This window comes from Leucobacter chromiireducens (assembly GCF_003917135.1).
Classification (GTDB): domain Bacteria; phylum Actinomycetota; class Actinomycetes; order Actinomycetales; family Microbacteriaceae; genus Leucobacter; species Leucobacter chromiireducens_A.
The window spans coordinates 61,917-84,744 of the sequence record NZ_RPDI01000006.1 but is presented as its reverse complement, the minus strand read 5'-3'; the positions used below and the strand labels follow the sequence as shown (position 1 = coordinate 84,744).

Annotated in this window: 22 protein-coding genes; 7 read left to right on the top strand and 15 right to left on the bottom strand. The window is 70.0% G+C overall.

Going from position 1 to position 22,828, the window contains the following annotated elements; translation table 11 throughout:
• Nucleotides 1-50: 50 nt before the first annotated feature.
• Nucleotides 51-1,271, top strand: coding sequence for an MFS transporter (locus tag EGM46_RS04465; protein ID WP_125098972.1), 1,221 nt, complete (start codon nt 51-53; stop codon nt 1,269-1,271).
• Here the strand turns inward: EGM46_RS04465 and EGM46_RS04460 are convergent.
• The 8 genes from EGM46_RS04460 to EGM46_RS04425 all read right to left on the bottom strand — a co-directional run bounded on the left by EGM46_RS04460 (nt 1,268) and on the right by EGM46_RS04425 (nt 8,698).
• Complete coding sequence (locus tag EGM46_RS04460) at nt 1,268-1,780, bottom strand: tetratricopeptide repeat protein (protein ID WP_125098971.1); 513 nt, start codon at nt 1,778-1,780, stop codon at nt 1,268-1,270. The two genes, EGM46_RS04465 and EGM46_RS04460, sit on opposite strands and share 4 nt — an antisense overlap.
• A gap of 116 nt (nt 1,781-1,896) precedes the next feature.
• Complete coding sequence (locus EGM46_RS04455; protein WP_125098970.1) at nt 1,897-3,303, bottom strand: class II fumarate hydratase; 1,407 nt, start codon at nt 3,301-3,303, stop codon at nt 1,897-1,899.
• 56 nt (nt 3,304-3,359) lie between these two features.
• On the bottom strand, nt 3,360-4,034 hold the full coding sequence (locus EGM46_RS04450; RefSeq protein WP_125098969.1) for a carbonic anhydrase: 675 nt from the start codon (nt 4,032-4,034) through the stop codon (nt 3,360-3,362).
• The gene (locus EGM46_RS04445) at nt 4,031-4,726 is read right to left on the bottom strand and encodes a DUF4245 domain-containing protein (protein ID WP_125098968.1); all 696 of its coding nucleotides are present in this window, start codon (nt 4,724-4,726) and stop codon (nt 4,031-4,033) included. Before EGM46_RS04445 ends, EGM46_RS04450 begins: the two co-directional genes overlap by 4 nt.
• Before the next feature lie 2 nt (nt 4,727-4,728).
• On the bottom strand, nt 4,729-5,016 hold the full coding sequence (locus tag EGM46_RS04440; RefSeq protein WP_125098967.1) for an exodeoxyribonuclease VII small subunit: 288 nt from the start codon (nt 5,014-5,016) through the stop codon (nt 4,729-4,731).
• Between the two features lie 23 nt (nt 5,017-5,039).
• Entirely contained in the window at nt 5,040-6,089 is a 1,050-nt protein-coding gene (locus tag EGM46_RS04435; protein ID WP_241156173.1) for an ABC transporter permease, read from the bottom strand.
• A gap of 13 nt (nt 6,090-6,102) precedes the next feature.
• Nucleotides 6,103-7,674: an ATP-binding cassette domain-containing protein gene (locus EGM46_RS04430; protein WP_125098966.1), complete on the bottom strand. Its 1,572-nt coding sequence runs from the start codon at nt 7,672-7,674 to the stop codon at nt 6,103-6,105.
• 25 nt (nt 7,675-7,699) lie between these two features.
• Nucleotides 7,700-8,698: a sugar ABC transporter substrate-binding protein gene (locus EGM46_RS04425; protein WP_125098965.1), complete on the bottom strand. Its 999-nt coding sequence runs from the start codon at nt 8,696-8,698 to the stop codon at nt 7,700-7,702.
• Nucleotides 8,699-8,957: 259 nt separating this feature from the next.
• Here EGM46_RS04425 and EGM46_RS04420 point away from each other — a divergent pair, with 259 nt between their 5' ends.
• A complete protein-coding gene (locus EGM46_RS04420; RefSeq protein ID WP_125098964.1) occupies nt 8,958-10,106 on the top strand; it encodes a class II histone deacetylase in 1,149 nt (382 codons plus the stop codon).
• A gap of 21 nt (nt 10,107-10,127) precedes the next feature.
• Here EGM46_RS04420 and EGM46_RS04415 read toward each other — a convergent pair whose 3' ends face one another.
• Both EGM46_RS04415 and xseA read right to left on the bottom strand, forming a co-directional pair.
• Entirely contained in the window at nt 10,128-10,652 is a 525-nt protein-coding gene (locus EGM46_RS04415; RefSeq protein ID WP_125098963.1) for an Lrp/AsnC family transcriptional regulator, read from the bottom strand.
• A gap of 142 nt (nt 10,653-10,794) precedes the next feature.
• Nucleotides 10,795-12,012: an exodeoxyribonuclease VII large subunit gene (gene xseA / locus EGM46_RS04410; protein ID WP_125098962.1), complete on the bottom strand. Its 1,218-nt coding sequence runs from the start codon at nt 12,010-12,012 to the stop codon at nt 10,795-10,797.
• 141 nt (nt 12,013-12,153) lie between these two features.
• Here xseA and EGM46_RS04405 point away from each other — a divergent pair, with 141 nt between their 5' ends.
• Together EGM46_RS04405 and EGM46_RS04400 are read left to right on the top strand one after the other, a co-directional pair.
• On the top strand, nt 12,154-13,185 hold the full coding sequence (locus tag EGM46_RS04405; protein WP_125099022.1) for a 4-hydroxy-3-methylbut-2-enyl diphosphate reductase: 1,032 nt from the start codon (nt 12,154-12,156) through the stop codon (nt 13,183-13,185).
• Nucleotides 13,186-13,289: 104 nt separating this feature from the next.
• Complete coding sequence (locus EGM46_RS04400) at nt 13,290-13,910, top strand: M15 family metallopeptidase (RefSeq protein ID WP_125098961.1); 621 nt, start codon at nt 13,290-13,292, stop codon at nt 13,908-13,910.
• 70 nt (nt 13,911-13,980) lie between these two features.
• On the opposite strand, the gene EGM46_RS04395 is transcribed toward EGM46_RS04400, so the two are convergent.
• Together EGM46_RS04395 and fbaA are read right to left on the bottom strand one after the other, a co-directional pair.
• Nucleotides 13,981-14,805, bottom strand: a complete 825-nt coding sequence (locus EGM46_RS04395; protein ID WP_125098960.1) for a DUF6264 family protein — start codon at nt 14,803-14,805, stop codon at nt 13,981-13,983.
• A complete protein-coding gene (fbaA, locus tag EGM46_RS04390; RefSeq protein WP_125098959.1) occupies nt 14,805-15,833 on the bottom strand; it encodes a class II fructose-bisphosphate aldolase in 1,029 nt (342 codons plus the stop codon). Before fbaA ends, EGM46_RS04395 begins: the two co-directional genes overlap by 1 nt.
• A 178-nt stretch (nt 15,834-16,011) precedes the next feature.
• Between fbaA and glpX the strand changes: the two genes are divergently transcribed.
• Both glpX and EGM46_RS04380 read left to right on the top strand, forming a co-directional pair.
• Complete coding sequence (gene glpX / locus EGM46_RS04385) at nt 16,012-16,995, top strand: class II fructose-bisphosphatase (protein WP_125098958.1); 984 nt, start codon at nt 16,012-16,014, stop codon at nt 16,993-16,995.
• 151 nt (nt 16,996-17,146) lie between these two features.
• A complete protein-coding gene (locus EGM46_RS04380; RefSeq protein ID WP_125098957.1) occupies nt 17,147-17,623 on the top strand; it encodes a hypothetical protein in 477 nt (158 codons plus the stop codon).
• A 10-nt stretch (nt 17,624-17,633) separates the two neighbouring features.
• Here EGM46_RS04380 and rmuC read toward each other — a convergent pair whose 3' ends face one another.
• The 3 genes from rmuC to EGM46_RS04365 form a co-directional block, all read right to left on the bottom strand.
• Complete coding sequence (rmuC, locus tag EGM46_RS04375; RefSeq protein ID WP_125098956.1) at nt 17,634-18,983, bottom strand: DNA recombination protein RmuC; 1,350 nt, start codon at nt 18,981-18,983, stop codon at nt 17,634-17,636.
• A gap of 102 nt (nt 18,984-19,085) precedes the next feature.
• Complete coding sequence (locus tag EGM46_RS04370; protein WP_164512811.1) at nt 19,086-20,846, bottom strand: HNH endonuclease signature motif containing protein; 1,761 nt, start codon at nt 20,844-20,846, stop codon at nt 19,086-19,088.
• A gap of 169 nt (nt 20,847-21,015) precedes the next feature.
• Nucleotides 21,016-21,600, bottom strand: coding sequence for an exonuclease domain-containing protein (locus tag EGM46_RS04365; protein ID WP_125098954.1), 585 nt, complete (start codon nt 21,598-21,600; stop codon nt 21,016-21,018).
• Nucleotides 21,601-21,651: 51 nt separating this feature from the next.
• On the opposite strand from EGM46_RS04365, the gene ychF reads away from it, so the two are divergent.
• Nucleotides 21,652-22,725 (top strand): redox-regulated ATPase YchF, encoded by a 1,074-nt coding sequence (gene ychF / locus EGM46_RS04360; protein WP_125098953.1) that lies wholly within the window; start codon nt 21,652-21,654, stop codon nt 22,723-22,725.
• Nucleotides 22,726-22,828 lie beyond the last annotated feature (103 nt).

Genomic DNA, 22,828 nt, shown 5'->3' with positions numbered 1-22,828 from the left:
GGTACGTGTGGTGGGCGCGGCGTCCGGCGCCGCGCGGTTTGGATGGTGTGATGTCTCGGCGGTTCTCGGCGCGCGCGGTGTCGATTCTGGTGGCGCTCCTGCTCGTCGCGCTGAATCTCCGGCTCGGCGTGACGAGCGCGAGTGCGCTCCTCACGGCGCTCACCGAGTCCGGCGCGCTGACCCCGGCGAGCGCCGTGCTGGTGCCCGCGATTCCCACCGCCGTGTTCGCGCTCGCCGGCCTCGGAACCGCGCGGCTCGCCGCCCGGCTCGGCGCCGAGCGGATGGTGCTGTTCGGCATGATCGGGCTCACCGCAGGCCTCGCGGTGCGCGCGATCCCGCAGCCGTGGGTGGTGATCCTTGGCACGGTCGTCGCCACCGGCGGGCTCGCCGTGGTGAACATCCTGCTCCCCGCGGTGGTGCGCGCGCACTTCGGGCAGCGGATCGGGCCGGTCACGACGGCATACTCGACGGTGATGTCGCTGGGGGCCGCGACCGCCGCGGCCGTCGCGGTGCCGCTCGCGACGGCGGTCGGCTCGCCGACCGTCGGGCTCGCGCTGTGGGCGGCCCCTGCGCTGCTCGCCACGCTCGTGTGGGCGATGGTGATGCCGCGCGGTCCACTGCAGGAGGTTCCTGCGTCACTGCCGCAGGCCCGGGAGTCACTGCAGCAGGCCCCGCAATCACCGCAGGCGCCGCGCGTCCGCACCCCCCTCCCCGCCGGCACCGGGCTGCTCGCCGCGTACTTCGCGCTGCAGGCGCTCCTCAGCTACGTCGCGATGGGGTGGCTCCCGTCGATCGCGATCGACGCCGGGATCTCCGCGCCGCGCGCCGGCATGCTGCTCGGGATCACGATGGCGGTCGGGGTGCCCGCCACGGTGATCGTCGTGCCGCTCGCGCGCAGCATCCGCGGCATGCGCGTCGGCTTTGTGCTCGTCGCGCTCGCGAGCGTGGTGGCGCTCACGGGGCTCCTGTTCGCCCCGGCGGCGCTGCCGGAGCTGTGGGCCGCGCTCGTCGGGGTGGGGATGTGCGCGTTCCCGCTCGTGCTCGCCCTGATCGCCGGCTTCGGCGCGAACGCCGGGGAGTCGGCGCGGGTGTCCGGCGTGGTGCAGTCCCTCGGCTACTCGCTCGCGACGCTCGGCCCGCTCGGCGCCGGCGCACTGCGGCAGCTCACGGGCGGCTGGGACGGCGTGCTGGGTGCGCTCGTGGTTGCGGTGATCGCGCAGGGCGCGATCGGGATCCTGCTCACGAGGGTGATCAAGCGCCGCGGGCGCTAGCCGCGCAGCTCACGCGCGTACCCCCGCAGCGAGCGCTGGTACTGCGGCACCATCGGGATGAGTGCGTCGAGTGCCACCGCGAGGGCCTCCGTCTCGCGGCCGGCCGAGTGGAGCGCGAGGGCGAGGAACGCCTCGGGTGCCGCGCCGAGCGTCGTGTCGCGGTCGGCGCTCGACACGTGCGCCGCGAGCAGGGCGACCGCCTCGTCGGCGCGGCCGAGATTGCGGAGCGTTGAGGCGTACTGCACCGTGAGCTCGGCCCTGGCCCGGCCGGCGAGCCCGAGCTCGATGGCCCGCTCGTAGTGCGCGGCAGCCGCGGCCTCGTTGCCCGCCGAGTCGTGCGCGCCGCCGATCTCGAACGGCCCGCGCGGGTCGGCGGGGTCGAGCTCGGCGACGAGGGCGGTGATGCGCTCAAGCCGCACGGCGTCGCCGAGCGCGGCGTCAGCCCACACCGCGTCGACGCGTTCCTGCCACGCGCGATCCGGATCAGGGTGTTCGGCGGCTTCAGTCATGGGACTCAGCCTAGCCGGGCCAGTGGGGCCAGCGAGCTGAGGCAGCCTCCCCCAGAAACGCAGCGCGGGGTGGGACAGCCGAAGCCGTCCCACCCCGCGCGAACTCGCGGCTCGCGTTACTTCGCGACGCCCGGGTGGGTCATCGAGAGCAGATCGAGCGCCTTGTCGAGGTCGGCCTCGGTGACGTCGCCGCGCTCCACGTAGCCGAGATCCACCACTGCCTCGCGCACCGTGATGCCCTTGGCGACCGAGTGCTTGGCGATCTTCGCCGCAGCCTCGTAGCCGATGAGGCGGTTGAGGGGGGTGACGGTCGAGGGGCTCATGCCCGCGAGCGCCGCAGCGCGGTCGAGGTTCGCCTCAAGACCGGCGACGGTCTTGTCCGCGAGCACGATCGACGCGTTCGCGAGGAGGCGGATCGACTCGAGCAGTGCGGTGCCCATGACGGGGATCTGCACGTTGAGCTCGAAGGCGCCCGACGCGCCGGCCCACGCGATGGTCGCGTCGTTGCCGATCACGCGCGCGCAGACCATGAGCACGGCCTCGGGGACGACGGGGTTGACCTTGCCCGGCATGATCGAGGAGCCCGGCTGCAGGTCGGGGATGTGCAGCTCGGCGAGGCCCGTGTTGGGGCCCGAACCCATCCAGCGGATGTCGTTGTTGATCTTGGTCAGCGAGACCGCGATCGTGCGCAGCGCGCCCGACGCCTCGACGAGACCGTCGCGGTTCGCCTGAGCCTCGAAGTGGTTGCGCGCCTCCGTGATGGGCAGGCCGCTCGACTGCGCGATCTCGGCGATGACCTTCTCGGGGAAGCCGAGCGGGGTGTTGATTCCGGTGCCGACGGCGGTGCCGCCCTGCGGCACCTCGGCCACGCGGGGGAGGGCCGCGTCGATGCGCTCAATGCCGTAGCGGATCTGCGCGGCGTAGCCGCCGAACTCCTGGCCGAGCGTGACGGGGGTGGCGTCCATGAGGTGGGTACGCCCGGGCTTCACGGCGGACTTCCACAGCTCGGCCTTCGCCTCGAACGCCTCGGCGAGGTGCGCGAGGGCGGGTTTCAGCTGCTCGATGAGCGCGCCGGTGACGGCGATGTGCACGGAGGTCGGGAACACGTCGTTCGACGACTGCGACGCGTTGACGTGGTCGTTCGGGTGCACGGGAGCGCCGAGGTGCTTCGTGGCGAGCGTGGCGAGCACCTCGTTGGTGTTCATGTTCGACGAGGTGCCCGAGCCGGTCTGGTACGTGTCGACGGGGAACTGATCGTGGTGCGCGCCAGCGATGACCTCGTCGGCGGCCGCGACGATCGCGTCGGCGATGGGGGCCTCGAGGATCCCGAGCGCCTTGTTCGCGATGGCCGCGGCGCGCTTGATGCGGGCGAGGGCGACGATCTGCGCGGGCTCCAGGCCGGTGCCGGAGATGGGGAAGTTCTCGACGGCGCGCTGCGTCTGCGCCGCGTAGAGCGCGTTCTTCGGAACGCGGACTTCGCCCATCGTGTCGTGCTCGATGCGGTACTCGATCTCTTCGGTCACAGCTGTCCTTTGTCTGAGGGGTGGGTGGGAAACGTCTGAGGGATACGGAACGAAAACTAGTCGAGCGGCGCGAGCTCGAGCTCGACGGGGCCGACCACGGTGTACGGGACGGCGCGCCCCTCGGTGAGCCGGTACTGGCACCCGACAATGGCGAGGCGCCCGGCATCCACCGCGTCGCTGATCGCCCGCGAGGTGCGCAGCAGCTCGTTGACGGTTGCGGCGAGGTGGGCGCGGCCGACGGCGTTCGCGTCGATCTGCGAGGCGTCGACGTACGGGGTGTCGGTGCGGCCCTGCAGCCAGAGCTGCTGCACTGCGGGCTGGATCGGCGCCAGCGTGTGGCGTACCGAAGCGGTCGTCTCGCCCGGGGTGCGGCTCGTCTGGTCGATCGCGGCGGCGACCGCGCCGCACGAGTCGTGCGCGAGCACCACGATGAGCGCGGAGCCGAGCGCGGTGACCGCGTACTCCATGGACGCGGTGATCGACTCGGCCACGACGTGCCCCATGTTGCGTGCGATGAACAGGTCGCCGAGCCCGCAGTCGAAAATGATCTCGGCCGCGAGCCGCGAGTCGGAGCAGCCGAAGAGGGCGACGTCGGGCGCCTGCGAGTTCACGAGCTCGGAGCGGCGCTCCACGTCCTGGTTCGGGTGCGCGGACACGCCGCTGACGAAGCGCTCATTGCCGGCGGCGAACGCGTCCCATGCCTGCTGCGGGGTCACGCGTGGCGCGGTCATTCGGTCTCCTTCGATGCGGTGGGATCGGCCTCGCCGTCCGGCGTGCCGAGCGACTCGGCGACCTGCGCCGCGAGCACACGGATGGTGGCGGGGGAGTCGGTCCCGTACACGAGGATCGTGTCGGTGCCCCAGGTGCCCTGCAGGCCGAAGATCATGTTCGACTCGTCGGCCTTGCGGTCGGGGTGGTCGTACACGATCCAGTCGATGCCGCCGATCTGCTCGGTGCCGGTTGGAGCCTGCTGCTCGAGCTGCTGCGACACCCACAGCTCGGGCACCGGATCGCCCGACGCGGTGAAGCCCTGCGTCACCGCAGCGTACGCCTCGTTCGCGGTCGTGTAGTTGATCTGCCACGAGGTCACGCCGCTGCCGGAGCGCAGGAGCGCCTGCTTGGCCTTCCACCCATCGTCGACCGCGGGGGCGGCGAGCGTGCGCCCGGCGCTCGGGGACGCCTCGGAGGCGAGCTCGGACACGTTGACCGTGTGGTCCTCGTAGCCGCCCGTGCCGCGTGGCACGATGAGCACCATCACGATCACGAGACCGAGCGTCACGAGCAGCGAGAAGACCAGGTTGTTGACGGTCTTGCGCTGCCGGTAGAGGCGGCTGTCACGGGCTTTGCGCGCCGCGGTCTCGGACGGCGTCTCGGGCCGGCCGAGCTCCGCGACGACGACGGGCGGCTTGTTCTTCTTCGCCATCTCTACGCGCGGCCCTCCAGCGTCTCGGCCTCAGTGGCGTCTGGGGTCCCGGCCTGCTGAGCTCCGGCCTGCTGAGCCCCGGCCTGCTGGCGCGCCGATTCCAGGCGCTGCCTGGCTCCGAGCAGCCACTCCTCGCAGCGCGCGGCGAGCACTTCGCCGCGCTCCCACAGCGTCAACGACTCCTCGAGGGTGCTGCCACCCTGCTCCAGCCGCTGGACCACCTGAATCAGTTCGTCGCGCGCGTCCTCATAGCTGAGTTCGGCGGGATCCCGGGTCTCGGAAACAGACATGCGCCCAGTCTAGCCGCCGCGGCTCAGCTCGGGCTGCGTGTCTCCTGCTGCGCAGGCGTGCCCGGCCGATCGGGCGAGGCATCGTCGTCCGACGCGGCGGTGCGGCCGAGCTTGGCCCACGAGGAGCGGATGATGCGCTGCACCGAGCTGTCGAGCGCGACGGCGACGATGAGGGTTGCGCCGACGAGGATCGTCTGCAGGAACGGGGAGGCCTGCATGAAGACGAGCCCGGCGCGCAGCACGCGGAAGAAGAGGAGGCCAGCGACGACGCCGCTGATCCGGCCGACACCGCCCTCGAAGGCCACGCCGCCGAGCAGTACGACGGTGAGCACCTCGAGCTCGATCCCGGAGCCGATGTTGGGGTTCGCCGACTGCACCTTCGCCGACAGGAACAGCCCGGCAATCGCGGCGAACGCGCTGGTGGCGATGAAGAGCAGGAAGCGCGAACGCTTCACGTTGATGCCCATCAGGCGCGCGGCGCGCTCGTTGCCGCCGATCGCCTTCACCTCCTTGCCGAACTTCGTGTGGTTCAGGACGTACCACCCGAGGGCGATCACGAGAATGAGCGCGACGATCTGGACCGGCACCGGGCCGATCTTCAGCGTGCCGATGGCTCGGAACGCGTCGGGTAGCTCCGCGCGCGGGATGGTCCGCCCGTCCGACAGGAGCAAAGCGAGGCCGCCCCACACGGAGAGTGCGCCGAGCGTCACCACGAAGGAGTTCAGCCCGAGGTAGGAGATCAGGAAACCGTTCAGTGCGCCGGCGATGATCCCGGTCACGATCGCCGCGAGGAATCCGAGGAGGGTGGAGCCCGTGCTGCTCATGGTGAGCCCGCCGGTGATGGCCGCCGCCGACGCCACCGAGCCAACAGAGAGGTCGATGCTCCCCGACATGATGAGGAACGCCGCGGGGATCGCAATGAGACCGAGTTCGGCGGCCTGCAGCAGAATGCTCTGACCGTTCGCGAAGGAGAAGAAGTTGGGCCGCATGATCGAGAACACGGCGATGAGGACGATCAGGGCGAGGAAGATGCCGTTTTTCGCAGCGAAGATCTTCAGACGTTCAGAGTTCATGGCAAGCTTTCGATCAGGCCCGGACGGCTGCGGCCGGGGTCAGGAGTGACGCGAGGAGATCCTCGTTGAACTGGGGTGAGCGGGGGACCGCGCGCAGCTCGTCGCCGAGCACGGTGACGGCGCGGTCGCACATGCTGGCGATCTCGTCGGATTCGCTCGAGGCAACAATGACCGCCGCGCCGTCGGCCGCGGCCGCGCGCACGGCCTCGACGATGTCGAGCCGTGCGCCGACGTCGACGCCCTGTGTGGGCTGCGCGAGAATCAGCACGCGCGGGGTGACCGGGTACAACCAGCGTGCGAGGAGGTGCTTCTGGCGATTGCCTCCCGAGAACTGCGAGACCTCCGCGTCGGCGGCGGGGCCGTGAATGTCGAGGCCAGCGCGCGCACGCTCGTACACCGAGGCGCCCGAGCGCGAGGTGACCCACCACCCGCCGGCGCCGAAGCGCCCGTACCAGGGGAGCATGACGTTGTCGAGGGCGGTTTCCGAGCTGATCAGCCCCTCCGTGTCGCGGTCCGGAGGAACGAAGAACACGCCGTGCGCGATCGCGCGCGCCGGAGACGTGAATCTGACGGCCGCCCCGTCGAGCCGGAACGGGAGCGGCTCCGCCGCGCCCCCGAGGCGGGCCGCGAGCGCGAACTGGCCTCCGCCAGCCATCCCGAAGAGGCCGACCACCTCGCCCGCGCGAACGACGAGCTCGGCTTCGGCGTGATCGAGCTGCTGGGCTTGAGCACCTCCGCCCAGCGGCTCAGCCGCCGAGCCCAGCGTTCCGACCGCCCCGCCCTTCCCCGCACGCGTGAGTTCAACGAGTGGCCGGCCCGGGGCCGTGTGGGTGAGATCGAGCGAGCGGAGGTTGGGGACGAGCGCGGCCGCGAGCTTGGCTGGCGTGAAGTCGGCGGTGGGGCCGTCGACGACCTGGCGGCCGCCGCGGAGCGCCACGATCCTCGTGCACACCTCGAGGATGTCGGGGAGGCGGTGTGACACATAGAGCACCGTGACACCGCGGGCAGCGAAGGATCGGATCAGCGCGTGCAGCGCTTCCGTCTCCGCCTTCCCGAGCGCGGCCGTCGGCTCGTCGAGGAGCAGCACCTTCATCTCCCCGGCGAGGAGTCCGCGGGCGAGGTCGACGAGCTGCCGCTCGCCGAGCCCGAGGGTCTCGACCGGCATGTCGAGCGCGATATCCGCGCCAACGGTGGCGAGTGCCTCGGACGCCAGCCGACGCCGTTCGTGCCGGTGCGGCGCCTTCCTGGCGAGGAAGAGATTCTCCAGGACCGTCATGTTGGGGGCCAGCGCCGGCTCCTGGTGGATCACGGTGATGCCGAGCTGCGATGCATCCCGCGGGGTCAGCTTGCGAGAGACGGGTACCCCGTCGATGCTGAACTCGCCGGAGCTCGCCTGGATCACGCCGGTGGTCACATTGCAGAGGGTGCTCTTCCCTGCGCCGTTGTGGCCGAGGAGACCGATGATCTCGCCAGGGGCGGCCGCGAAGCTCACCTCGTCGAGCGCCCGGGTGGCGCCGAACTCGACGGTGACGCCCGAGTACGCGAGCCGCGGAGCTGCACTGCTGGGTGCTGTGTGCGCGTGCATGTGTGTCCTTTTCGGGGCGATCCGACTACTGGTTGGCGAGGAGGAAGTCTTCTGCGTTTGCCGCCGTGATCTCCGTCGTGGGGACGGTCTGATCAGTGACGCTCTTGCCCTGCGCCGCGTCGATCAGCATGTCGGCGTTCGCTTCCGCGAGCTCCCGCGCCGGCGCGATGAACGCGTAGCGCCAGAACGACTTGGGCTCCGCGATGATCTCGAGCTCGGCGTCCGTCGCGTCGAGGTTGAGCAGCAGCATGCTGTCGTCGGTCGGCGAGACTCCCGAGTCCGTGAGCGCCTGGTAGGCGCCGAGCGCCGGATCATTCGCGATCGCCAGCCAGACCTTCGTATTGGGTACCGCGTTCAGCTGGTTCTGCACTGCGGCGTAGCCGTCATCGAGGCTCAGGACCTTGTGCTCTGTGATGTTGAGGTTCAGGTCAGCCTCGTTCAGGGCGTCCAGCATCCCCTTGCCGCGCAGGCGCCCGAGATCGGTGTCGGGCCAGCCGAGGAATGCCACGTCCACCTGCTCTGACCCGTAGTTCTCCGCGATCCACTCGGCGGCGCGCGTGCCGGCGTCGCGGCCGTCGGCCTCGTGATCCAGCACGACCGCGCCGCTGACGCCGTCCCAGGTGCTGCCGTACCCAAGCACTGGAATGCCGGCATCGCTCGCCTGACTCGTCACGGCGACCACTGCGTCCGACTGTACGGGGTAGCCCATGATGGCCTTGATGTCGCCGCGGACGATCCAGGACTCCCAGTCCTGCACCTGCGTCTGCGCGTTCCACTTGGGATCGTCGGTGACGAACTCGTAGCCAGCCTCGGTGACCTTCGCCTCCATGAACGGCAACATGTCGTTCCAGATCTGGATGTCGAGGCCGGCGAAGCTCATCGCGACAGCGCCCTCGGCGCCCGCGCCGCCGGCGTCGCCACCGGGCTGCGCGCCGGCGCCCCCGCCGGTGCTGCAGCTGCTGAGCGCGAGCGCGGTGATGGCGGTGGCCGCGGCGACGGCGAGGGTTCGGCGCATACGTTTCATGTCTTGACTCCTTTGTCGATGACGCGGCTCCACGCGGAACGCGGGAACAGCGGTTCCGCGGGGCGATTCCTTGACCCGCGGCGTGAACAATATGACCACGAGATGGATTGGATAGTCAATCATGAATTTTGTTTGTTTCTGTTTCGTCACTCAAAACGCGTTTTCGATTGCGAATTATGAATTCAATCCCTATGGTTGATCGCGCCGGCAAGGGCGACGATGCGCGCCGGCATTCTGGGCAACCCGAAAGGACACCGCAATGACGCGCAAGACGGGGTACGTGTGGCACGAGAAGTACGCGTGGCACGACACAGGCACGCACGCTGGGCTCGTGCCCTCAGGCGGCTACGTGCAGCCCTACCGGAACTTTGAGAGTCCGGATTCAAAGGCTCGGTTTGCTGGCCTGGTCGAAGTGTCCGGCCTGTTGGAATCACTCACGAGGGTCCCGGCGCGCGAGGTCTCCGACGAGGATCTCCTCCGCGTGCACACCGAGGCGCACGTCGCGCGCATTCGCACGCAGTCCGAAGCCGAGGGCGGCGACGCGGGGGACGGGTTCTCCCCGTTCGGGCGTGGGGCGTTTGAGCTTGCGAAGCTCGCCGCCGGTGGCACACTCGCCGCCGCGCGCGCCGTGCTCAGCGGGGAGGTGCGCAACGCGTACGCGCTCGTGCGCCCCCCTGGGCACCACGCGGAACCCGATCAGGGGCGCGGCTACTGCCTGTTCGCGAACGTTCCGATTGCGATCGAGGCACTGCGCGCTGAGGGGCTCGTGCAGCGTGTCGCGATCTTCGACTACGACGTGCACCACGGCAACGGGGCGCAGAAGATCTACTGGGATGATCCCGATGTGCTGACGATCTCTGTCCACCAGGATGGGCTCTTCCCTGTCGACACCGGGCAGGTGCATGAGCAGGGCGGGGGTGCCGGCGCTGGGACGAACATCAACGTCCCGCTGCCGGCAGGCTCCGGTGACGGTGCGTACTGGTCCGTGGTTGAGCGCGTCGCCGGTCCCGCGATCCGCGCGTTCGCCCCTGACCTGCTGATCGTGTCGAGCGGCTTCGACCCGTCGGCGTTCGACCCGCTGGGCCGCATGAGCGTGACATCGCACGGCTTCCGTGGGATCGCGGAGCGCCTGCTCGACATCGCGGACGAGGCCTGCGAGGGGCGCGTCGTGTTCTCTCACGAGGGCGGCTACTCCTCGGTGCACGTGCCCTTCTGCGGCATCGCGGTGCTCGAGGCCATGAGCGGGATCACCACCGACGTGGTGGACCCGTTCGAGGTGTCCATCGGCGCATCGCCGACCAAGCCGCTCACAGCCTGGCAGGCCGACGTGATCACGCAGTCCGCGGAGCTCGCGCGTGCGCTCGGCATGATCGTCGAGGATGGAGCGGGCGGCGCGGCCACGCCGTAACGCACGGCTCGGGCAGCGCGGCTATCGCCCGTTGGTCGTCGGGAAGACCGGGCGGTGCGTGTGCACGGAGTCGTACATGAACGTCTCGATGCGCGAGACCCCATCGACCTCCCTGACCTGGCGGTTGATGAGCGAGAAGAGATCCGACGGCGCCGGTGCGTACACCTCAACCAGGAGGCTGAAGCTGCCTGAACCGAGCACCACGTAGCGGACGCCGTCGATCGCGGAAATCTCGTTCGCGACGCGGTCGATGTCGTGACTCACCTCGATGTGCAGGGACGCGATGCTCCGGAGGCCCACCGCGTGCGGACTCGTCACCCCGATGACACGGATCACGCCGCGCTCCTGGAGGCGCTTCACGCGCGCTCGCGCCCCGCCCGGCGTCAGCCCAACGGCGGCGCCGAGGTCGGCGTAGCTCATGCGGCCGTCCTCCTCGAGCAGGCCGATGAGCTGCTCGTCGACGCGGTCCAACAGCGGCGGCGGTTCCTCGGTTCCCTCGGTGCGCGGGGGACGGGGGTCCGTCGCTTCGCTGCGTGACTTAGCCATTCGTGCAGTATGGCACGGGGGAGCCGCGCCCCAGCGGAGTGCGGCGGCGCGCCGGTCAGCGGAGGCCTCCGCCCGGCGAGCTGCGGCCCCGCCCGGCGAGCTGCGGCCCCGCCGTGGGAGCTGCACCCCCGCGCCGCGCCAGCTACGCCCCCCGTGAGACCGCGCCAATCCGCCCGTCGGCGAGCGCGATCGTCAACTCCGTGCCCTCCGGCGCGCCTGCGGTGCCGCGGAGCACCGAGCCATCGGCGAGCTGGACGATGCCGTAGCCGCGCTCCATCGTGGCGCGCGGCGACAGTGCCGTGACCCGCGCGCGCAGATCGGCGAGCTCCCTGCGGCGATCCTCGACGGCGCGGTCGGTGAGCTCGGTGCCGCGCGCGATCCAGCGCACGAGCTCCTCTGCGCGCTCGTCGACGAGCCGCTCCGGGGCGCTCAGGACGGGGCGGCCGCGCAGCTGTGCGATGCGGTCGGTCTCGTGCGCGAGCAGCTGGCTGAGGCGTGACGACATCCGCGCCCGCGCCTGGTCGATGCCCGCGAGCTCCTCGCCGACGTCGGGTACCACGCGCTTCGCGGCATCGGTCGGGGTGGAGGCGCGGAGGTCGGCGACCTCGTCGAGGAGGGGCCGGTCAGCCTCGTGCCCGATGGCCGACACGATCGGCGTTGTCGCGCTTGCCGCAGCGCGTAGCACGAGCTCGTCGCTGAACGGGAGCAGGTTCTGGAAGTCGCCGCCGCCGCGGGCGACGATGATCACGTCGACGTCGGGATCCCGATCGAGCGCCTCGATGCCGGCCGCCACCTCGCCGGCCGCCCGATCGCCCTGCACCGCCGCGTAGTGCACGCGGAACTGCACGCCTGGCCAGCGCAGGGTCGCGTTGCGCACCACGTCCTTTTCGGCGTCGGAGTCGCGCCCGGTGATGAGCCCGATCCGCCCGGGCAGGAAGGGGAGTGCTCGCTTCCGTGCGGCGTCGAAGAGCCCCTCGGCCTGCAGCTGGCGGCGGAGTCGTTCGAGCCGTTCGAGGAGTTCGCCGAGGCCGACGTGCGAGAGCTCGAACACCTGCACGGTGAGCGAGCCGCCCTTCACCCAGAAGTTGGGCTTCACGAGCGCGATCACCCGGTCGCCCTGCGCGAAGTCGCTGGTGAGTCGCTGCGCGACGGAGCGCCACACGGTGAAGCTCACGGTGGCGTCCTGTCCGAGGTCCTTGAGCTTGCCGTACACGTGCCCGCCGCGCACCTGCCACTGCGTGATCTCGCCCTCGACCCACACCTGGCCGAGCCGCTCGATCCAGGCGGCGATCTTCTCGCTCATGAGCGCAACGGGCCAGGGGGTGTCCCGGGTCGCTGGGGCGGTTCCTGATTCGGCCATGCGACCACCCTACTGATCGGGATCCTGGTTTGCCGCCGTCCCCGCGAGCGTTGAGGAAGGCCGGGTAGAATCTTCCGCATGACTACGACCGTGCAACAGCCCGATCAGCGCACCATCGGCGCCCCCGTTGTGAGCCTCGCGATGCCGCGCATGCGGCGCGAGGTCGGCCGGCTCAAAGACGTTCCCGTTGAGGGGGCGAAGAAGGTGCTGCTCGCGGCTCCTCGCGGCTACTGCGCCGGGGTGGACCGCGCGGTCGTTGCGGTCGAGAAGGCGCTGGATCGATTCGGTGCCCCCGTGTACGTGCGCAAGCAGATCGTGCACAACGTGCACGTGGTGAACACGCTCGAGAAGATGGGCGCCATCTTCGTCGAGGAGGTCGACGAGGTGCCCGAGGGGGCGAACGTCGTGTTCTCGGCGCACGGGGTCTCGCCTGCGGTCGTGCAGGCGGCCGACGATCGCGGCCTGCACGCCATTGACGCGACCTGCCCGCTCGTCACGAAGGTGCACCGCGAGGCCGTGCGCTTCGCGAAGCAGGATCTCGAGATTCTCCTCATCGGCCACACCGGGCACGAAGAGGTCGAGGGCACGGCCGGTGAGGCGCCGGATCACATCACGATCGTGAACTCGCCGGAGGACGTCGACACGCTCGAGGTGAAGAACCCGGACAAGCTCGTGTGGCTCTCGCAGACGACGCTCTCGGTCGACGAGACCATGGAGACGGTGCGCCGCCTACGCGAGCGCTTCCCGAATCTGCAGGATCCGCCGAGCGACGACATTTGCTACGCAACACAGAACCGGCAGGTGGCGATCAAGAAGATTGCCCCGCAGGCCGACGTGGTGCTCGTGGTCGGCTCGTCGAACTCGTCGAACTCGGTGCGGCTGAAGGAGGTCGCGCTCGAATACGGCGCGAAGGCCGCGTATCGCGTCGACTTCGCGAGCGAGGTGCAGCAGGAGTGGCTCGACGGTGCGCGCACCATCGGCGTGACGAGCGGCGCGTCGGTGCCCGAGGTGCTCGTGCAGGAGCTGCTCGACGACCTCGCCGACGCCGGCTACGCGGACGTCGAGGCGACCGTTACCGCCGAGGAGGATCTCGTGTTCTCGCTGCCGAAGGAGCTCCGCCAGGACGCCAGCGGCAAGCGCGACGAGCGCGCGCTGGGCGGCCGCGTCCGCTAGATTTCCGCCGCGATCTGCCCGCCGAACGTTCTCGCGCAGGCATATCGTGAGCGTATGCTGCAGCGCATACGACGTGGCAACACCGGTCTTGGTGGACTGGACGCATGTTCATGTCGTATCGCTCACGCGCGGCCAACGCCGCGATCGCCGCAATTGTCGCCACGCTCGCCGTCGCCACGCTCGTCGGGGGATTCCTGCTCCTGCAGACGGGCGAGGGGGCTCGCGCGGCACAGAGCCCCGGAGCGCTGGGCCCCGGTGCGCTGGCCTCCGAAGCCCAGTTCGGGGGCAACGGCGCCGTCGACGATCCGAGCGGGATCGCGGTCGACGCCGACCACCCGGGGGTGCGCGGCCTGGATCCCGAGCTGCGGGAGGCCGTCCAGGCTGCGGCAGCGGGTGCGCGAGCGGACGGGCTGGAGCTGCGGCTCAACTCCGGCTGGCGCAGCCCCGCCTATCAGGCGGAGCTGCGCGCCGACGCGATCGCCGAGTACGGCAGCGAGGAGGAGGCCAGCCACTGGGTGGACACCCCGGAGCGCTCGGCGCACGTGCGGGGCGATGCCGTGGACATCGGCGGGCTCGAGGAGGCGCTGTGGCTGGGGCAGTACGGCGCGCAGTTTGGGCTGTGCCAGATCTACGCCAACGAGAACTGGCACTTCGAGCTCGCCACCATTGACGCCGATGGGGCGTGCCCGGCCCCATACGACAGCGCCGCCGCCCGCCCGGAGTGAGCGTGCGACGGCGCTGGTCGTGTGGACGCGCGCGGAGCGCGTGCTGCGTTCAGCGGGGTAGGTCCGCAGCCTACGGCTGCAGTTCCTGCAGGGACTCGAGCATCTTCGAGAGCGAGCCGTTGGGGTCCGCCTCGATCTGCTGCATGATCTCGGGCGCGCCGCCCATCGCCACCATGGGTACGACCATCACGATCACGAACGCGATGACCGCCGCGACGAGCGGCACCCAGAAGGCGAGCTTCCTGGCGCGCATCCGCTGAATCGAGAACAGCAGGTTGAGTGCCCACACGAGCAGCACGACGAGCGCGCTGACCGTGCCAAGGGTGCCGACCCAGCTGGCGACCCGTGGCTCCTCGATCCCGATCAGCGTTCCCATCAGGCTGATCTGCGTCTCGAGCCCGAAGAACGAGCGCGCAACGCTGAGCGCGCCGAACGCGCCGAACACGAGCAGGATGATCGTGATGACGCGGTCGCCCGTGCGCGGTCGATCGGGGCCGGGCATCCCGTACACGGGGCCCGGCTGGGGAGCGGCGGCGCGGTAGGCCTGCGGGTTTCCAGGCTGCTGCTCGCCCGGCTGCTGCGCTCCGGGCGCTCCCACGTTGCTCGGCGCGGTGGGCGCCTGCGAGGCCGAGCCGGTCCCGGGTGCCGCGGCGCCTGGCGTGGCGGAGGCCGCCGGCGCGCCGAGGTTGTGCGGCACGCCGAGCGTCCGCGGGGCGTCCGGCTGCGGGGCGGTGTCAGCGCCCTCGGGCTTCCACTCCCACCCCTCCGGGGCGTACTCGCCGTACGCGGGCTGCGCCGGGCGCGCCTGTGCGTGCGGCGCCGGTGCGTGCTGCGCGTCCGGCTGCTGCGCGTCCGGCTGCTGCGCCTCGGGCTGCTGCGCCTGCGGGTCAGACACTATGCGCTCACCGACTTGCCGGCAGACCCGAGCTGCTCAGCCGCGAGCGCGATGCGCGCGGCCATGCCGCTCTCCGCGACCTTGCCGTAGGCGCGCGGGTCGTACTGCTTCTTGTTGCCGACCTCGCCGTCGATCTTCAGGACGCCGTCGTAGTTCTTCAGGATGAAGTCTGCGACGGGGCGGGTGAACGCGTACTGCGTGTCGGTGTCGATGTTCATCTTGATCACGCCGTTGCGCACCGCCTCAGCGATCTCCTCAGCAGAGGATCCCGAGCCGCCGTGGAACACGAGGTCGAGCGGCTTCGCGCCGGTGCCGTACTTCGCCTGCAGACCCGACTGGATCTCTGCGAGCAGCTCGGGGCGGAGCTTCACGCCGCCGGGCTTGTACACGCCGTGCACATTGCCGAAGGTGAGTGCGGTGAGGTAGCGACCCTGCTCGCCGAGCCCGAGCGCCTCGACCGTCGCGACGGCGTCGTCGAGGGTCGTGTAGAGCTGATCGTTGATCTCGTGCGTGATGCCGTCTTCTTCGCCGCCGACGACGCCGATCTCCACCTCGAGGATCACGTTGATGGCGGCCATGCGGGGGAGGAGCTCCTTGGCGATGTCCAGGTTCTCACCGAGCGGCACAGCCGAGCCGTCCCACATGTGCGACTGGAAGTAGGGGAGACCACCCTGCGCGACGCGCTCCTCGCTCGCAGCGACGAGCGGCAGCACGAAGTTCTCGAGGTGCTGCTTCGGGCAGTGGTCGGTGTGGAGCGCGACGGTGATGTCGTAGGCCTTCGCGACCTCCTCAGCGAATTTGGCGAAGGCAATAGCGCCGCCCGCGCGGTTCGACACAGTGTGGCCCGCGAAGTAGTCGGCGCCGCCGAAGCTCACCTGGATGATGCCGTCGGAGCCGGCCTCGGCGAAACCCTGGAGCGCAGCGTTGAGGGTCTGCGAGCTCGAGACGTTGACCGCGGGGAAGGCGAATCCGCCTGTCTTCGCGGCGTCAAGCATCGCTGCGTACTGTTCCGGGGTTGCGACGGGCATGTGTGCTCCTCGTGTTGTGTGGTGTGGTGGTGCTGGTGTGGCTGCGCCTGCGGTGACGGTTCCGTCCGCTCGCGTGGCGCGCCGGACGTCTGTGGCGAAACCCGGTGCGCACCGATTCGCGGTTCCAGTCTACGTGTTCGGGCCGTGAACGGCAGGTGGAAGCGATAGGCTAGCTGGCATGACTGAACCTGTTTCGCTTGGCGAATGGCAGCCCGACCGCAACCTCGCGATGGAGCTCGTCCGCGCGACCGAGGCTGCGGCCATGCGTGCGACCCCGTGGATCGGCCGTGGCGACAAGAACGCCGCCGACGGTGCCGCGGTTGATGCCATGCGTCGGTTTCTCTCGACGGTCAACATGAAGGGCACCGTCGTGATCGGCGAGGGCGAGAAGGACGACGCGCCCTGGCTGTACAACGGCGAGGTGGTCGGCAATGGCGAGGGCGCCGAGTGCGACGTCGCGGTCGATCCGATTGACGGAACCCGCCTCACCGCTGAGGGGCGTCCCGGCGCGCTCTCGGTGATCGCGGTCGCGGATCGCGGCAGCATGTACGACCCGTCGGCCGTGTTCTACATGGACAAGCTGGTGTGCGGCCCGGAGGGCGTCGGGGTGGTCGACATCACCCGTCCGATCGGCGAGAACATCCGCGCGCTCGCCCGCGCGAAGCAGGTGGACGTGTCCGACATCCGCGTCGCGGTGCTCGACCGTCCCCGTCACGACGACCTCATCCGCGAGATCCGCGAGGCGGGCGCCGGCACTCGCCTCCTCATGGACGGCGACGTCGCGGGCGGCGTGAACGCAGCCCGCTGGGACTCGCGCATTGACATGTGCGTTGGCATCGGTGGCACCCCCGAGGGCATCATCACCGCGTGCGCCGTGAAGGCGCTCGGTGGCGTGATCCAGGGGCGTCTGTGGCCGAAGGACGACGAGGAGCGCCAGCGCGCGATCGACGCCGGGCACGACCTGAACCGGGTACTTGAGGCCAACGACCTCGTGTCGAGCGATAACTGCTACTTCGTGGCGACTGGGATCACCGACGCCGAGTTCATCGACGGCGTGCAGCGCCGCGGGCCGTTCGTGCGCGCGGAGAGCATCGTGATGCGCTCGCACTCGGGCACCATCCGCCACGTCATCAGCGACATGGATCCCAGCCGCTGGGACTAATCCCTGCTGCAGTGCGTCGGACGCCCACCTGGCGCGGCGGGCGCTGAGACCTGCACTTCGCGGAACCTGTGAGTAGGCTATTCAAAAGCACTATTTGCAGGCCGTGGCCCGTGATTGAGCGCGGCTCGGCGCACTCACGTGAGGCAGGTCAATGATGCGAAGCGCTCAGGCGACAGTGATGGTGATTGCGGGGGCCGCGCTCCTGGCGCTTTCCGCGTGCGGTTCCGCCCCCGAGGTGGAAGCGGAGGCCCGCTCACACGAGGTGGCGCCGGAGAGCACCCCGTCCGAGAACCCTGTGGTCGACGTGCCATCCCGAAGCACCGACACGGACTACGAGTGCGGCCAGGTCAGTATCCTCAGTTTCTTTGAACTGCGCCTCACGAGCAATTTCTGGAACGCTGAGGGGGACCCCGACGTTGCTGCCGCCCAGCAGCAGATGCTGAACGATCTGTGGCGGTCGATCGCGCCGCAGGAATCGGAGGTGTCGGATCTCCTCGTGAAGGCGCAGAAGGCGGCTGCCGCGAACGATCCCGACACGCTCTCCGCGGTGGCCGAGGAGATCCGTTCGAAGTGCACGGCTAACGGGACCCCGTTGGAGATGATGGCGCTTCCCGGCGAGGGCGGGTAGCGCCCCGCGCTCACGGCTGGGCGGTTCCCCGGGGATCGTCAGTGTCGTCCGTCTCGTCCGTGTCGTCCGCCTCATCCCTGTCGTCCGTGTCGTTCGCGCGAAGCTCGGGGGCCATGAGCGGGCGGACCGCGATGTCGAGCTGCGTCGGCTCCGGTGCGATCTGCTCCCCGTTGAGCGCGCTGATCTTGCGCGCGGTGGGAAGCACTTGGCGCTCGAACGAGCCTACGTAGGCGTTGTAGTCCTGGACTCCGCGCGCGAGCGTGCGGCCGAGTTTGTCGAGGTGGTTCGCGCTGCGACCGATGCGAACGTGGAGCTCGCGGCTGAGGTCGAAGAGTGTGCGTGCCTCCGCGGTGAGTGAGTCTTGCCGCCAGCTGTGCGCGATGGATTTGAGGATGGCCCACAGGCTCACGGGTGAGGCGAGCGCGACGCGGCGTTCGAAGGCGTATTCCAGCAGCAGGGGGTCGGTGTCGAGCGCGCTGGAGAGGAGCGACTCGCTGGGCAGGAACGCGATGACGAACTCGGGGGAGTCGGCGAGCGCCGACGCGTAGTCGCGCTTGCTGAGCGCGATGATGTGGTCGCGGAGCGCTCGCGCGTGCTGGGCGAGGAGCTCGGTGCGGCGCGCGTCGACGCTCGCATCCGTGCTGGTGAGGTTTTGCGCTTCGAGGTAGGCGGCGAAGGGCACCTTCGCGTCGATAGCGATGGACTTGCCTCCGGGGAGGCGCACGACCACGTCGGGGCGGAGCGTACCGTTCTCGGTGGTGAACTGCGGTTGCACGTCGAAGTCGACCCGTTCGAGCATGCCTGCGGCCTCGATGATGCGCCGGAGCTGCGTTTCCCCCCAGATGCCGCGCGTGTTGTTCGAACGCAGCGCCGCGGCCAGGCTCTCCGCGGTGCCGCGCAGCTTGTCCTCCGCGAGGGCGGCCTGCTTGAGCTGCTGGGTGAGCTCGCCGTGTTGCGCGGCGCGCTGCTGCTCCATGGTCGCGACGGTGGTTTCGAGCTTGCCGAGGCTCTCGCGCAGCGGCGCGAGCTGTTGCAGCACCCGCTGCTCCTCGCGATCCAGCTCGGAGCGCTGCTGCGCGTTCGCGTGCGCGTCGCGGAGGCGAGCTTCGAGGCCTTCCGCTCGTGTTTCTGCCGCCGCGAGTTCCTCGCGCAGGATCCTGGCGCCCGCTTCCGCGTCCAGCCGCGCGTGCTGCGTGGCGAGCGAGACCTCGCGCTGTGCGTCTGCGGCGTGCTCCGCGGTGACGCGCGCAAGATCTCGCTGGGCGGCACGGCCGCGAACCGCGACGCCCGCTCCGGCGCCCACCGCGGCGGCGAGCAGCGCGACGAGCACGATGAGAAGGGTGAGGGTCAGGGGAGTCATGGGTTCAGGATGGCAGGGACCTCGGACATTGGTGGGTGTCGGGGTGCGTTCGGCATGTCGGCGGGGGCTGTGAGCCTCGCAGCGACCGTGAGGCTCACTGCGCTAGAACGGGATGCCGTCTGGGTGCTCGACGGCGAGGCGGTGTGCAGGCGTCGGCGTATCGGATCGGACGAACCGTGTCCGGCTGGGCGGTTCGGTCGTGTGCAGCCGCCCGGTTGGAGCGCGCCAGCTGATCGTCCCGTCAGCCAACTGCCGCATCTCCCAGTCCGAGTTGTGCTTCATCGTGTGGTGGGCTCGGCACAGGTGCGCGAGGTTGTTCGTCGCGGTGTCCCCGCCGACTGCCGCTGGGACGGTGTGGTCGATGTCGCAGCGGTGCACCGGCACCCGGCAGCCCGGGAACCTGCAGTGCAGATCCCTCGCCCCGAGATACCGCCGCATGGCGGCGCTGGGGCGATACGTGTCCACGCGCAGCACCGCGCCGCTCTCCGGCGAGACCGTGACGCGCTCCCAGGTGTCCGTGTGCCTCGCGTAGCCGCGCACGGCCTCCGGCGGGAGGACGCCCGCGCCGACCAGCTCCGCGACCTCGAACCGTGCCTCCGCCGGCGCCGCTCGGGTCGCTGCAGGGCGTGTCGTCACGCTCGGCGAGTCGGCTGGGTCGCTCGCGGTCACGATGACCTGCACGCGAGCTCGCACGGCTTCTTCTGGCGATCCCGCGATCAATCGCGTGGGCGTGCCGGCCAGGAGCAGATCTCGCAGCACGTCCGACCGGATCTGGTCGGAGCTCCTCCGCGGGAGACCGCTGCGCGCGTCGCGCACGCCGGGCTCGCCGGCGGGCCGTGATGCCGCGGGCTGGGGCTCGGTGACCGCGGCAGACTTGGCGAGCTGCGCCAGGCGGTCGGTGATCGCGTGCGCCTCGATCGTTGGCATGAACGCGATGAGCTCGGACATCCCGTTGTCGAGATCGCACACGCGCACCCGCCGATCATCGCCCAGCTTCACTTCCGGCAGGGTGGGAGCATCGGGGCTCCCCTCGCCGTCCGGGGTGTTAGACGGGTCAGGCGCATCCGGCGGTGGGAGTGTCGCAGCGAGTTGCTGCGCGATTCGCCGCGCGATGGGGCGCAGGCCGTGCGGCGTGTGAGTGCGAGCCCGCGCGAGCGTCTCGCTTTCGTAGCGCGCGCGAAGCTGGGCGGCGCGCGCGTCCGTCGCGTGCCCGAGTGGCGAGGCGCACTCCACGATCGCTCTCGCGTGCGCCGCCGAAATCTCGCCGCGAAGCAGCACTGCGAGCGTCGCAGAGAACTGGGCGGTGAGTGCGCTCGCGAGGGAGATCTCCTGGTCGACGCGTTGCTCGCTCTGGTGCAGGGCGGTGGCGATCTCGGCGCGCAACGAGCGGTGCGGGAAATCCCCCGTGCCGTGTTCGACGCGACGCACGGCGGCGTCATGCGCGGCCGAGAGCGCGTGAAAGCGGGCCGCGGCGATCGTGTTCTGGAGGACCTCGAAGGCCTCCAGTGCGCTGACCACCTCGTCGACAATGCTGAGCCCGACGGCCGGGGGCACGACATCGGTGTCTGCGCCGGGGAGGAGGCGCGCAATCGCCGCGCGGCTCCCACGGTGCGCCGCGAGCACGCCGCGCACGGCCCCCGCGAGCCGCCCATCGGGGTCGGGATCGTCGGGCAGGTCGGCGCTCCCCGGTGCGCCCGGTGCGCTCGGTGCGTCCGGTGCGCCCGCTGCGAGCTGGGGTCCCGTGTCCGGCGGCGGGTCAGGCGGCCACGCGGGGGCGAAACGCACGCGAGATCCCGAGCGAGGAGCGCCGCCGCGGCGCTCGCTCTGCGGGGCGAAGTGGGGAGGGTCTGGGGTGGAAGGCATGCCGCCAGTAAAGCAGGGACCACTGACATTCAGGGCTCCGAAAACCGCGGAATCACGCGGAAAATCCGCCGGCGCACGAGGAAGCCCAGATCCCGAAAGCGGAAAGAAATTCATCCGAAAGTTGGGGGTGGCACGCGGGTCCGGCGGAAGCCCAGCGCGCAGGCCGAGGCTACAGTTTGAGCGGGATGGCCTTGAGCTGCTGGATCCGGAGCCCGGCGGTCTTCGCCAACTGGGTGAGGTCGCTCGCGCCGTGCCGCCGCGCCGCGTCGGTGATGATGGCGGCGCACGCTTCGGCGTCGGCGAGCGCGTTGTGGTGCGCGAAATCGACGAAGCCGGCGGCGGCGGCCGACAGCGGCAGCCGGTGCGAGGCGATCTCGTAGGTCTTCCGCGATACCTGCACGCTGCACAGGTACCGCAGCTTCGGGGTCGGCGTCACGGTCTCCGCGCACGCGGCCCGGATGACGCCCATGTCGAAGCTCGCATTGTGCGCGACCGCGATGTCGCTCCCGATGAAGTCGCGCAGCTCGGTCAACTGCTCGGCCCAGTCGCGCGCGCCGGCCACCATGGCCGGAGTGATGCCATGGATCTTGATGTTGAACGGGAGAAACTGCGCGTGCCCAGGGGGCGGCTTGATGAGCCACTCGGCGCGGTCAACGACCACGCCACCCCGCACGCGCACCAGCCCAACGGAGCACGCCGAAGACGGATGGCTGTTGGCGGTCTCAAAATCGATCGCGGTGAAATCTACGGGCACCTACTCAGCTTTGCATACCCCTCTGACACCGGCCGGGTAGACTGGACTCTCGTGGCTCTTACTATCGGAATCGTCGGTCTCCCCAACGTCGGCAAGTCGACCCTGTTCAACGCGCTGACTCAGAATGACGCGCTCGCCGCGAACTACCCGTTCGCAACGATCGAACCCAACGTTGGCGTGGTGAACCTGCCCGACCCGCGGCTCAACACGCTGGCCGAGATCTTCGGCTCCGAGCGGATCCTCCCCGCCCCGGTGTCGTTCGTCGACATCGCTGGAATCGTGCGCGGGGCGAGCGAGGGCGAAGGACTCGGCAACCAGTTCCTCGCGAACATCCGCGAGGCCGACGCCATCGCGCAGGTGGTGCGCGGCTTCTCCGATCCCGATGTGATCCACGTCGACGGCGACGTGAACCCCGCGAGCGACATGGAGACGATCAACACCGAGCTGATCCTCGCCGACCTGCAGACCATCGAGAAGGCGCTGCCGCGCTACGAGAAGGAGCTCAAGTCCAAGAAGATCGATCCGGCCGTGGTGGCGACGGCGAAGGCCGCCGCTGAGGCGCTCAACGCCGGCACGCTGCTCTCGCTGAGCGGGATCGACCTCGAGCCCATCCGTGAGCTGGGCATGCTCACTGCGAAGCCATTCCTGTACGTGTTCAACGTCGATGAGGGCGTGCTGCAGGACCAGGCGAAGCTCGACGAGCTCGCCGCACTGGTCGCCCCGGCGAAGGCGATCTTCCTCGACGCGAAGCTGGAGAGCGAGCTCATCGAGCTGAGCGACGAGGACGCCGCTGAGCTGCTCGCGTCGATCGGCCAGGAGGAGAGCGGCCTCGACCAGCTCGCGCGCGTCGGCTTCGACACCCTCGGCCTGCAGACCTACCTCACGGCAGGCCCCAAGGAAGCCCGCGCGTGGACCGTCCGCAAGGGCGCCACCGCGCCCCAGGCCGCCGGCGTGATCCACGGCGACTTCGAGAAGGGCTTCATCAAGGGCGAGATCATCTCCTTCGACGACCTCGTCGAGGCGGGGTCGGTCGCCGAGGCCCGTGCCAAGGGCAAAGCACGCATGGAGGGCAAGGAGTACGTGATGCAGGACGGCGACGTCTGCGAGTGGCGCTTCAACGTCTAGCGTGACGTCCGGGAGTACTCCCGGACGAGGCTGATCCTCGGGGGGAGGATCGGTGCGCAATGGGGCGAACAGGCGCGTGCGTGCGCGGTCGCAGGTGGCGATC